A 12,284-nucleotide genomic window follows, 5' to 3' on the forward strand; every position below is an offset into this window, starting at 1 on the left:
CAATTTTTACATGAAAATATAAACGTGTAAAAGTATAATAGTATTAAAATGCAAAGTTATAAGTATGTAATTATACGTATATATAATTATATACCTGTATTATAGTATGAAAATATGAAAATGTAAATGTGTTAATCTTTGTGTTGTTTAATATGTTTATTTATAGGATTATATTTAGTGATATGTTGTTGTCTTATTATTATTGGTTTTGTCTGTTTCTTGTATTGTTACATGATAATATGAATATATGATAGTATAAATATATGGTAATGTAAATATGTTATCATGTTGTTGTATTGTTATATATGTGTATTCTTATATTAATACATGATTATATCATCATATTAATATGCTGAAATGCGGATGTGGTTTTGGTTGATTTCTTCTGCCTCTCCCTCCTCTCCTCTCGGATGTCTTGTTGGCTCTGAGGGACTGGCGTTTTTTTTTAATTATTTTTGTTTGTACTGTTTATATGATGATGTTACTATGTGATGATATGGATATATTATTACGCTTTTATATAATCATATTTTTGTATATAAATATAATAGTGTGAAAATGTGGCCGTATTATCATAGTTTAATATGAAGGTGTAGTTGTGTATTTTTTTTTCTGGGAGAACTTAGTATGCTGCGGTGTTGTAGTATGGATGGCATGAAAAAAATATCGGCGTATTGTTGTATGGTAGTATGTTTGTATTTTAATGTGATAACATAAAAATGTAATAATGTAACGATGCTAATAAGTGGTTATGTGAACATGTAATTATGCTGTAATATGATAATGTGAAAATATTATTGCATAAAAATATGATGATATTGCGTTACTCTTGTGTTATGTGAATGTATGCTCGTGTTGTAATGTAAATATGTTAATATGCGTTTATGTGAAAATATGAATATATGTTCATGTAAAACTATGTTTGTGTGATAATGTCTTAATGCAAATATGTAATTGTATTATTGTGTATTTTGTATTAGTGATTGATGTTACATGAATGTTTTATTGTATCTTCGTATGAAAGTATAAACATACAATAATGCTATAATATTATTATACTATAGCATTATTGTATGTTTTGTGGGGTGCTTGTCTGTGTGTGGGTTTGATTAAGTCTTATGGAGAGGGGATGTGCGGTTATATAATCATATGATAATGTTATTTGGTGTTTGTATTAATGTATTATTATATGTATGTATAATCATGTAATTATTCGATAATGTATTTATGCAATCATGTGATAATATGAATATATTTATATATGAACGTATATATGTAGCTCGATTATGTTGATCTCCCAAGCCAGTCTTATTGATTGAGTATAGTTATGCTGGATGTATTTGTGGAAGGTATGCATATAGATAAGGTGAATAATGAAAATATATGTTCATATAATTATGTAAAAATATAGTAGTATGAATATGTATTTATGTTGAAATGTGATTGCATGTTGTCTGATATACTATTCATAATAGTCGTTTTAATTTATGGCTTCGTTGTAGTGTATTACAATATTTAGTGAGGGCTATATTGATATGATGATAGGCGAAGAGCTTTGAGTTGATGGGGATTCACTTGATTTATGTACATTGGCTGTGCTCACAGGGGCTTTTTTAGTTGCCATAAGGCAGGGGAGAAATGGTAATAATGGATGGCTTATTCTATTTAAGTCCGATTCGGATGTCCGATTTTGTAGATATAATCAATTAAATATAAATACTTTACCATTCGAACTGGTAAATTTCGTCCATCCGATGAAAGGCTTTTACTTTGCAAAAAAAACAGTGATGATAATTACTTTTTCAAATAAGAAAGGTGGCGTAGGAAAATCCAGTTTGTGTGTTTCGTTGGCAAACTACTGGGCTAATCAGGGGAGATCCGTATGCATATTTGATGCGGATGAGCAGGCGACCCTCTTGCGTGCACGTAATGAGGACATGAGAGCCTTTCCAGAATGTCAGCCTTTATTTGAAATACGGCCTTTTATTATAAAGGAGGAGTTTGACCGTTTGGGATTACTTTTGGAGAATTATAAAAAGGAAGAACAGCGGCATTATCTGTTTGATTTGCCCGGGGGATCCGGAGCTGAGAATCTGGGCATTGTTACTTTTTCCGATTATGTCATTGTACCTTTCCAATATGAGGAATTTTCCATTGATTCTACCGGGGTATTTGCAACCGTCCTCCAAATGCTGGAAAAAATGAATCCGGCGTTGAAACGAACGGCTATTTTTGTACCTAACATGGTGGATGTGCGAATAGGAAGAGTTTCAGACCGCAAGAGGTGGGATGATTGGGATAAATCCATAGATGCAGTAGCTATTCGCTCTCCACGCATTCCTTTAAAGGTGTGTATGCAGCGCAGGAATACCTTATTTATGTCTTTGGAAGAGCAGAAATGTGTTTCACCTTGTTTCGAGTTTATAACTAATCAAATATTTAAAAACTGATATTACTATTTAATATGATTACATTTACTCATGTCGCCATTGGTACAACAATATTCCTGCTTTTATATCTTGCAGGAATGATTGCATATGACAAAAGAAAGCAGAAGGGGGCTTCTTCCGGAAAGGAAGAGGAGGAATTTGATGTTTCTTTTATGGGAGAGGAGGAGAAGGCCGTCGGGGTTCAGGAATCGGGTGATGGATTTACCTTGGACAAACCAACAGAAAAAAGGGAAGAAAAACAAGAAGACATTTATCAAAATAATAAGGAGAATATGAAGGATGACATGACATCCCAAAGTCACGGAAAGCTTTCTGCTATTAAGCAAAAGATAGGCAAAGTGGAAGATGATATGGAGGCGATTGAGCCTATTGGTAGTGCTACAATGAGTAAAGAGCTATTCCGTGACCTCCTTTTAAATGCCCATGAAAGGGGATCATTATTTATCCGCAAGGTATCATGACGAGTTTCGGGAAGGATTTGCTTAAATACTTTTTCATTTGCCTAGTATTGTTGTCTCAACCTGTATCCGCACTTGCCCGTTGTGGCGGTGTGGATTACAGTTGGGGGGCGGATGCGTTGGCTATGATGCATGATTTTGTAGTGACAATGATGCTCTATCTGCTTTATCTTATATATGTGGTGGCATCTATTGTGGCTGTTGTAGCGGCTTTCCAGATTTATTATAAGATGGCGATGGGGGAGGATGGAGTTAAAAAATCCGTCATGCTTGTTGTAGGAGCTTGTTTGTTTTTAATAGGAGCTTCTATTGTATTCCCGGCATTTTTTGGATATCAGGTATAGGTGATGTTTGCCTATAGGCTAAGTTTCATTGTCTTCTTGAAGTAAGAGTTGGAAAATGGAGCGTAGATATGTGTGAAAATAAACTCAACTGCAGAAGAGTATAATAATACGAAGTTAAATTTATAAATGTGATGATGAAAAGTAGAGTTGAAAGATTTGTAAATCAGTTAGTCTCTTCTCCGAGACTTAAAGCATTTTTGTTGATGTTAGTTTGTGGATCAGCAGTAGCTTTTGCACAGAATTCGGCAGGAGATTATTCTGCCGGAACAACAGCATTGGGTACTGTGACGGAGGAAATTGCCAAATATGTACCTTATGTGACCAAGTTATGCTATGCTATAGCCGGTGTGGTCGCTCTTGTCGGGGCGATTTCAGTCTACATCAAGATGAACAACGAGGAACAGGATGTGAAGAAGAGTATCATGATGATTGTCGGTGCCTGTATTTTTTTGGTGGCCGCCGCGCAAGCATTGCCTCTGTTTTTTGGTGTAACTAACTCATAAGATAATGCCTGCAGAGCAAAGACAAGAGATGGAGTTGCCCGAGTATCCCATATTTAAAGGACTCCAAAGACCTTTAGAATTTATGGGGCTTCGAGGGCGCTACATTTATTGGGCTGCAATGACAGCCGGTGGAGCTATAATGGGTTTCATCATCGCTTATTGCCTTTTGGGAATTGTTGCCGGACTGATCGTACTGGTTGCGGTGATAAGTACCGGAATTTCGATGATTTTCATCAAGCAGAAACGAGGTCTGCATACCAAGAAGATTGATAAAGGTATTTTTGTCTATGCCCTTTCCAAAAAACTTTAATTAAAGAGAAACCTGCATGGATCAGACATGTGGTTTGTATTAGTATTCGAACGCCGATAGGCTCATTCCTGAGTAGTAGGTTTGGGCCTATCTTTTTAAAAGCATTATCATGAGATTTCTTTTTCTCTTCTTGATTGTACATCTCTTTTTGGTCTCTTGTGGTTCAAAGGAGAGTAATGTTACGACTACACAGGCGATTAGTACCGCTGAGCATGTGCGTAACCAGTGGTTGAAGGTGCGCAAACCCTTGGAATTCCAATTAGACGTTTATCCCCACGAGCATACGCCGCTTTTAAACAAGGTGGGGGTTTATTCGATGTCGAGTGATGCTACTATGGATGAAAAATTGATGTTAAACGGGATGCCTTTCCTTTTCTCCGATCATCTTTTCCGACCGGAGTCGGGTTCGGTTATTACAGGAGATACGACGGCTATATTTTATGTCTGTTATCCTTTTATTCCAGGGCTGACATTGAAAGACACCCTTGTTAAAAAGGCTCCTTTCACCGATTTTCTGTATGGACTGAATTGTCGAGAAGTTTATCCAGTAGTTTTTTTGTGCGGATGAAGATGATAAGTGCCACTTCTTTGTTAAGGTTCCGCATAGAAAGTTCCGATATGACTGACCGGTTATCACTGTTAAGTGTTTCGGGAGACCGTATATTTACGCAGGGAAAGTATCAGCCTTATACGGGGGAATGGTTCTCACTCGCAGGGAATAATAAGCCTATCCGTTTTGACTTTGACCGTTTGATGAATAACTATCAGTTTGTGAATGTATATTTGCCGCCTTTTGACGGGGCAAGTGATCTTTCGGTCAGCTTGAAGATTAACGGAGCTGATTATATGACAAGGACCGTTTTACCTCATTTGAAGAGAGGTAGCATGACGCAGCTTAATTTACAGTTGGCAGATGAAAAGCTAAGGATTGTCAGCAGCTGGCTGGAGGAAAACCGTCCTCTGCTGGAACCTATGTCCCATAAGGCAGACTCGATAAAGGTTGGAGATTATTTGCAGCGTGACGGGTCAATCAGTACGCAGATGGATTCGATGTCCGTCGCGGTGGTTTTTCAGACAGACGGCAAGCATGGCAAAGCGGTCGCTTTGGCTGATGTAGACGGGCGCAAAATATTTTCCTCAAGACGATTGACATCCGGAAGGTTTTTCAAGACTGTGGATGGGAGAAAGAAAGAAGGTTTTATTAATGCTTCCTAATCTGCCGGTGTGGATGAAACCTATCGGTTGGTATACAAACCTTCCATACCTTATGAACCGGACTGTGTTTTGGGGTTTACAGATGGAGTTGCGTTATCGAACAGTTTGTTACGTAAACAAAAGGGTAGGGGAGGGGAGGATGAGATGCTGACTGTCTTGCAGGATGTGAAAGGGGCTTATATGCCTTCGGCTGCGGAGATGGTTATGCTTTATTATCTGGTACAGGGTTTCGGGGAACAGCAGTTTGCCGCTTCCGGGTTTACGGTTCCGGAGGGTGAGTACTTGACATCAAACGAATATTCGGAAGAGACATTTTACATGTTTGATTTCACGACTGGCGTATTGACCGGTTCTTTTTCAAAACAGTTCGCACGTATGGGATTACGTTTGTTTTATTTGTTTTAATTTGAAAAGAGAATGACATTATATGTAATTTTATTCTTGGTAGCTGTGTGTGTTGGCATGGCTATATCTATCTCCGCTTTTGGTACGGGAGGAAAGCGTAAAAACATTTTTAAAGATATTTATTTCTCTGTAGAAGATACTGAGGATGGAATCGGGGTGCTCTATACCAAAGGGGGGGATTATTCTGCGACTATGCTTATGGAAAATCCTGTTGAGCAATACAGTGCCAATATAGATGCATATTATGATTATACCAGTCTGTTTACGGCATTGATACAGACGTTAGGAGAGGGGTATGCGATACATAAACAGGATGTGTTTTGTATGGAGAAGTTCCGGATGGAGGAGAATAATAATAAGAAGGAGTATCTGTCTGATGCCTACTTCAACTATTTTCAGGGCCGTCCTTATACGGAATGCAGGACTTATCTGACTATTACCCAAGAGGGAAAGAAGGGACGTTTCAACCAATATGATGCGAAGAAATGGAATGATTTCCTGATTAAGCTTAGAAAAGTGATTGACCAGTTGCATGATGGGGGAGTGAAGGCACGTTTCCTGAACAAATTGGAACTTTCAGATTTTGTGGATCGTTTTTTTGCTGTCAATTTTAAACGGGGAAAGTTTTCCATGAGTAATTATAAGGTTGATGAGGATTGTATCCATTTGGGGGATAGGAAGATGAAAATATATTCGCTGGTGGATGTAGATCAGGTGTCGTTGCCGAGGATTGTCCGTCCGTATACAGAGCTGGTGGTGAATAATACTTCGATGTCGATAGACTTTATGTCACATATCAGTTATACAAAAGAGCATCCCATTACCATGAATCCGTTTTGTATCAGAAAGGAGGAATTGAATGTAGAGAAGACGGACTTTCTGAAAAATATGGTCTTATTGATATGGAAGGGAGCGCAAGGGAATGTAAGCAAGGAAGAGGACAAGGTTGTCAATATGGTGATAACCGAATACTATGATGTTTATTTTGAAGGTTTTGCAGGCTTTTCGGATGAGCAGCGCTGGGATATGCAGCGTAGTTTGCAGATTGATATGCGCTGCAAGGAGGATGACTCGGAAGAAGCCCGTTCAACCGCTTTGAGAAGGCTGATGCAGGATGAAAGTGAACTGACTTTGGAAGATATGACACTGAGTGAGGAAGAAATTTATAAGAAGGAACAGTTTAAGCGCTGGAACAGCAATATTTATGACCAGATAGACAATATAGAGAAAAGGCGGAAGGAGTTGGAGGTTTCGTCCTTGTCTTTCAACAGCTTTTATGAATATGCCATGCAGCGTGTACCGGATATCTGTAAGGAGAATAAGATTGAGTTTGATTTCAGCTCGTTCCGTTTTATGCTGAAAGATTTCTATAAAGGTGGTATTTTTGAAAAGACGTTGAACGAGGATTTTGACGGTAGTCTATTTGATGAAACTTTCATTGTTTTCGAGATCGATTCAATAAAGGGTGCGCCCGTCAAGGCTGCATAAATCTTAGCAAGGAATTAGGCAAGAGTACATTGGAATGACCTATCATCCACCTGCTTATCCATTCAACGAAAGACGATGGGGAATGTAGCATGTACATGTCACGACGCATCTGCAATAAGCAGAAACGGACGGAAGTCATATCCTCCTATCTATCGCGCAATAGTTATTATGCAAGCAAACGGGGATTGCCTAAATTGGAAAGCCGGTTGTAAGGCTATGAGGTGCAGACCTCTGAATATCCGACAAGGCAACGGAGCCTCCGTAGTAGTCCGAGCAGGGTAATGTCCTGTACATGGCGAAGGGAGGCAGTTAATTCTTTTAATACAATTAATGAAAAATGTGTGAGACATTATGAGAAGTTCAGAAAAAGTATTAAACAGTCTGGCTAAACATAGTCAACAACCAGACTACGAATTTGAGAGGCTTTATCGCCTATTGTTCAACGAACAGATATACTACGTTGCCTATCAACACATTTATGCGAAAGAAGGCAACATGACCAAAGGTTCAGATAATACTACCATTGACCACATGAGTATATCTCGTATCGAAAAGTTGATTGCTTCGTTGAAAAATGAAGCCTATCAGCCAAACCCGTCAAGAAGGGTATATATTCCCAAAAAGAATGGGAAGAAACGTCCTCTTGGAATACCCACGTTCAACGACAAACTTTTACAAGAAGTAGTCAGAATGATTTTGGAAGCAATCTATGAAGGTAGCTTTGATGCAAACTCTCTGGTTTATAGAAGGAGACATCAAAGGTTTCTTTGATAATATCAATCACGATGTAATGATTTCTATTCTTAGAAGACGCATCGCCGATGAACGTTTTATCCGACTAATCCGCAAGTTTCTGAACGCAGGATATATTGAAGACTGGATATTTAATAAAGCATACAGTGGAACACCCCAGGGTGGATTATGCATCACAGTTTATATTTGAAAGCTGCCTATCTCCGTTGATTTTCTTCCACATAACAGTGCTCCTGAATGCCATACTCCGCCAATGCAGTATCTGCTTTCCATATTCGGCACATTCATTGTACAACACATCTTCTTTGATGCGTTTCCCGACGTGCCAATACGTCAATGCGAATCACTTACCCCTTTTACAGTTGTTTGTCAAATCCTTGCAGATTGTGAGCAGGTCTGTTATTGCCCTTGTGCCGTTTCTGCGAGTGTATTCCGCCTTGCGGTAGTGCGCCAGCACAAGGCTTTTGAACGGCACTTCCTCGTCCGTCATGGGGTGGAAGAACAGCCGCAGTTCTGTTTTTACCTTTATCTTATCGGATTGAAAATCATTATATTCATAACCGACGAATATGGAATATCTGTCGGGACGGGGAGCCTCTCAGAATTGGCTATAGAAGTGAATAACTTACGGCTTGTCAACTGACAAGCTTGTCACTTTTCCCCTGCCTTTCTCGTTCTTTGCAAAAGAGGATAGCAGCAAAAGCAGTTTACTGCGAGTCAAATAGCATCTCGCGTCCGACAGAAGGTAGTCAGAGCCAACCTTGCCATTAAATAACACACAGTCGATTCGGCTCCCTGATTCAAATTTATGTTATTCTCCTCCAATCCGTCATAACAGCCTCCGGTGGCCGGATTATAAATAATCTGATGCAAATGGTTATTCCCCAAAAACCAGTTGAAGGCATCAGTTTGCATACGTAGGTATTTTTCCTCTTTGAATACCCGATAGAATGTACCTAAAGCAATCACTGTTCCCGCCACATCTACCGGTTGCTCACCAAATCCATGGCGAGTTTCTCCTTTATGCATCCATCCCTGGTTGGAAATCACCTGAAGACAATTCCCCACAAACAACTTCTTCAATAAGAATTCGAAAGCTTCCAAGGCTATCTGCTTATACTCTTCTCTGCCAATGGCCAGATAAGCCAACAGCATCGATTCCGGCAAAATACCGTTATCATAAGTGAGATACGTCTCAAACCACAACCACTCTCCGCCTGCCGTCCGGCGATAGCACTGAACAAGTTTATTGGCCAATAGCCCTATATAAGCATCCGCCTGAGCCGATGGGCACACACGGGTGTAATAATAAAGTCCTTCGAGCATAAAAGCTATACTGCGGGGAGACTCTATCCGTCTGAACTGCTGGAATGTCCGTTCGAAAACAGCCACTGCTTCTTCTCTCCACAAAACCGGGAAATGTGCCGAACAAGAGATAAAATAACCTAAGGCATAAATAGCCCGTCCGTTACTATCATCCAGCCCTACTTCTTGATTTTGTGAAGTAAACAACCCATCCTGATCCGCATAATTCAGAAAAGAACCATCCGGCTGCTGACAGTAGCGGATAAAGTTCAGATAAGTCCTGATATAGCGCTCTTTGACCTTACCCTTTCCAATGGCAACAACCTGACACATTGCTATCAGTGCACGCGCCGTATCATCCAGTGTATATCCCGTGGAGCTATCCGGCCGATTCCCTTTCGCAAACTGAATTATTCCCCATTGCCGACTCATACGCCGGATATGAGAAGTATTCACGGGAGGTAAAGAGTAAATCAATTCCTCCTCCGGCTTGCCTGTTTCCTGAAAAAGCAGTGTGTAGGCAATTGCTACATTTTCCCAAGCTGTGGCTGCCGTCTTCTGCAAACCCACCAGCTTCATCTCAGTCCGCAGACTTTCATCGGCAAGCAAACGATTGGCGGCTATGGCCAATTGAACCGAGTCTTTAAAGTCAAAGATGATACCGGAGTCGTCACTCAGCAATTCCAATGCATGCGGAATAGGAGTAGCTATGATCGGACAGCCACAACTGATAGCATAAACAAATGTCCCGCTGACTGCCTGATTCGGGTCGCTTGAAGTGAAAAGATACACATCTGTCAACTGTAAATATTCCAACAGAACGGGCAATTCAAGATATTGATTAATAAAAAGTACATGTTCTTCCAGATTCAATTTTTTTATTCTCGCTTTCAGCAGATTGCGGTATTTTTCTCCTTCCACCTTCAACACTCCCGGATGTGTCTTTCCGATAATAAGAAAGATGATGGAAGGATTCTCTTTCACAATATCCGGCAAAGCATCTAAAGTGGTCTCTATATTTTTCCCGGGACTGAGCAAACCGAAAGTAGAAAGGACTCGTCTACCCGAAAGTTTATAAAAACTCTTCAGCATATCCTTATCCTTAAATGACACCAGATGAGTGCCGTGAGGAATCACCTCTATTTTATCATCAGCAACATGATACACCTGCTGTAAGATGCGCCGGGAGTTTTGCGTCATGACTACCAGATGCTTGCAGGCAGTTATCATTCTCCTCACACTTCCATACATAGCAAGAGAAGGCTGCGAAAGAACTGTATGGAAGGTAAGAATCACAGGCTTGGACAGTTGCTCCAGCATTTCAAGGAAGGCTTCTTCCTGCTCGGCATACAATCCGAATTCATGCTGCACAAGCACGATCTCTATTTCAGGGTCTTCGTTCAGCTGTCGGGCCAAGGTGACAAAAGCCGATGCATCCGAAGCATTGAGGATATACTCTACGGCTTGTTTCCGGGTGTAGGCGTGCTTCTCCGTATCGGAAGCCTCTACTGCACATATTCTGATGGAGTAAGAATCTCCAAACTTAGACTGAATAGCCCGGACCAGATCCTGGGCAAAGGTGGCTATGCCACATTCACGAGGAGGATAAGTAGTGATACATACTATTTTTCTCATTTAATTTCTTTTATTAATTCATCCAGCAACTCTGTCAGCTTCACTGACACACAGGCAACATATTTATCAGCCGCCCCATAATATATATAGAGTGTGTCACCAAACAAGGCAGTGCCTGTAGGGAAACAGACTCTATTGACTACACCGGACAGTTCATATTCTGTCATGGGGGTGAACAACGGATAAGGCAAACGGGCTATTTCAATGGCCGGATTGTCAATATCCAGCAAAGCCGCGCAAGCGGAATAAACATAACCGGAAGGAGTATCATAGACACTATGATAAATCAGCAGCCAACCGGCGCTTGTCTCTATCGGCGGACAACCGGCTCCAATGTAGCTCGACTCATGGTCGTGATAAGGTGCCAGCAGAATACGTTTCGCAAAATTCAGGTAATATCTTTTCCAGAATTCTTTCGTCAACATATCCAGGCGTTCCACTGCCACGTACTGAATATCGGGACGGATGCGATGCATGAAATAAAACTTCCCATTGATTTTACGGGGGAAGAAAACCACATTCTTATCCATCATATAGAGCGGATGCCCCTTCTCATTAGTCGCTTCGCGCTTATTGCCCGAACGGAAATACTTACTGATAATGGCTTGCTGTGTACGAAGTAGTTCCCGAAACTGTGGATAAGTAATTTGGGAAGTAATAATACCTTGCTTCTCAAAATGCCTCAAATCAGAAGAGAGCGCTAAAGCTCCTACAGCACTATAACCATCGTAAGCCGTATAAGTAAGGTAGTAAAGACCATCGATTTTTACGATTCGGGGATCTTCCACACCCTGACTTTCATAGCTATATTCAGGAACCAATAAAGGAACCGTATCTCTTTCCACAACCTTCAAAGGCCCCTCAAGGCGACAATACCCAATAGACGAATGATTTCCTTCTTTTACAGCACGATAGAACATGTGCACGGAATTTCCTTCAGCTATCACTGCCGGATTCATCACTCCCTCATTCTCAAATTCAAGTGAAGTGCCTTCCAGTATAATACCCTCTCTCTTTACAGATACCATTATGCTTTGGGTATTACACTCATTCCTTTATTACTCTTGCTCTCTCTTTCTCTCTGATACTCAGTCAGTACTTTTATCTTATTCTCTGACTTTTCTTTCTTTGCTTCTTTCTTTCTCTCTTTACTTTTCATAATTCATTTCATTTTAGGATAGTTTATACTCGGGGGTAAAATAGGCGGGATTTTTCTTTTTTGCAAGTTACGATATTAATCCGCAAGAATGTGATAAATAGCTGATTATTGTTCTTTTATAACAGATAAATACAATTATAATACTGCATTTTATTCGCCCGGCAACCGGCAGTTATCGCTTTTCTCCCATTATTCCTTTTTCCCAATATGTCAAAGAACGTTTTTTCTTTATCATCTTCGTTATACATTATATATTATA

At 40.1% G+C, this 12,284-nt stretch carries 12 protein-coding genes and 2 pseudogenes; 11 read left to right on the top strand and 3 right to left on the bottom strand.

The genetic code is table 11. The features are described 5' to 3' along the window. Positions 1 to 1,595 precede the first annotated feature (1,595 nt). From BN161_RS20880 to BN161_RS29945, 11 genes and pseudogenes are all read left to right on the top strand, one after another. Positions 1,596 to 2,450, top strand: coding sequence for a ParA family protein (locus BN161_RS20880; RefSeq protein ID WP_244436584.1), 855 nt, complete (start codon positions 1,596 to 1,598; stop codon positions 2,448 to 2,450). A 14-nt stretch (positions 2,451 to 2,464) separates the two neighbouring features. Next, the gene (locus BN161_RS20885) at positions 2,465 to 2,911 is read left to right on the top strand and encodes a hypothetical protein (RefSeq protein ID WP_044269912.1); all 447 of its coding nucleotides are present in this window, start codon (positions 2,465 to 2,467) and stop codon (positions 2,909 to 2,911) included. Continuing rightward, positions 2,908 to 3,252 carry a DUF4134 family protein gene (locus BN161_RS20890; protein WP_081743765.1) on the top strand — a complete coding sequence of 115 codons (345 nt, stop codon included), beginning with the start codon at positions 2,908 to 2,910 and terminating at the stop codon, positions 3,250 to 3,252. The genes BN161_RS20885 and BN161_RS20890 overlap by 4 nt, the downstream gene beginning before the upstream one ends. A 203-nt stretch (positions 3,253 to 3,455) precedes the next feature. Then, positions 3,456 to 3,755, top strand: coding sequence for a DUF4134 domain-containing protein (locus BN161_RS20895; RefSeq protein ID WP_394332307.1), 300 nt, complete (start codon positions 3,456 to 3,458; stop codon positions 3,753 to 3,755). Positions 3,756 to 3,759: 4 nt separating this feature from the next. Continuing rightward, positions 3,760 to 4,065 carry a DUF4133 domain-containing protein gene (locus BN161_RS20900; RefSeq protein ID WP_044269914.1) on the top strand — a complete coding sequence of 102 codons (306 nt, stop codon included), beginning with the start codon at positions 3,760 to 3,762 and terminating at the stop codon, positions 4,063 to 4,065. 109 nt (positions 4,066 to 4,174) lie between these two features. After that, a complete protein-coding gene (locus BN161_RS20905) occupies positions 4,175 to 4,633 on the top strand; it encodes a hypothetical protein (protein ID WP_044269916.1) in 459 nt (152 codons plus the stop codon). A 50-nt stretch (positions 4,634 to 4,683) separates the two neighbouring features. Beyond that, complete coding sequence (locus BN161_RS20910) at positions 4,684 to 5,280, top strand: hypothetical protein (RefSeq protein ID WP_125910898.1); 597 nt, start codon at positions 4,684 to 4,686, stop codon at positions 5,278 to 5,280. Positions 5,281 to 5,289: 9 nt separating this feature from the next. Further along, positions 5,290 to 5,685, top strand: coding sequence for a hypothetical protein (locus BN161_RS20915; protein WP_044269920.1), 396 nt, complete (start codon positions 5,290 to 5,292; stop codon positions 5,683 to 5,685). Positions 5,686 to 5,697: 12 nt separating this feature from the next. Next, a pseudogene (locus BN161_RS20920) lies at positions 5,698 to 7,161 on the top strand (TraG/VirB4 family ATPase); the annotation flags it as partial. Between the two features lie 363 nt (positions 7,162 to 7,524). Beyond that, positions 7,525 to 8,095, top strand: a pseudogene (locus tag BN161_RS20925) (reverse transcriptase domain-containing protein); the annotation flags it as partial. Positions 8,096 to 8,179: 84 nt separating this feature from the next. Next, positions 8,180 to 8,569 (top strand): hypothetical protein, encoded by a 390-nt coding sequence (locus BN161_RS29945; RefSeq protein WP_044269924.1) that lies wholly within the window; start codon positions 8,180 to 8,182, stop codon positions 8,567 to 8,569. 74 nt (positions 8,570 to 8,643) lie between these two features. Here BN161_RS29945 and BN161_RS20935 read toward each other — a convergent pair whose 3' ends face one another. The 3 genes from BN161_RS20935 to BN161_RS30855 are packed head-to-tail and all read right to left on the bottom strand — an operon-like array spanning position 8,644 to position 12,025. Then, complete coding sequence (locus BN161_RS20935) at positions 8,644 to 10,866, bottom strand: glycosyltransferase (RefSeq protein WP_044269926.1); 2,223 nt, start codon at positions 10,864 to 10,866, stop codon at positions 8,644 to 8,646. Beyond that, on the bottom strand, positions 10,863 to 11,894 hold the full coding sequence (locus BN161_RS20940; protein ID WP_044269928.1) for a glycoside hydrolase family 130 protein: 1,032 nt from the start codon (positions 11,892 to 11,894) through the stop codon (positions 10,863 to 10,865). The genes BN161_RS20935 and BN161_RS20940 overlap by 4 nt, the downstream gene beginning before the upstream one ends. After that, positions 11,894 to 12,025: a hypothetical protein gene (locus tag BN161_RS30855; protein ID WP_262483929.1), complete on the bottom strand. Its 132-nt coding sequence runs from the start codon at positions 12,023 to 12,025 to the stop codon at positions 11,894 to 11,896. The genes BN161_RS20940 and BN161_RS30855 overlap by 1 nt, the downstream gene beginning before the upstream one ends. Positions 12,026 to 12,284 lie beyond the last annotated feature (259 nt).

This window comes from Bacteroides timonensis (genome assembly GCF_000513195.1).
GTDB lineage: Bacteria > Bacteroidota > Bacteroidia > Bacteroidales > Bacteroidaceae > Bacteroides > Bacteroides timonensis.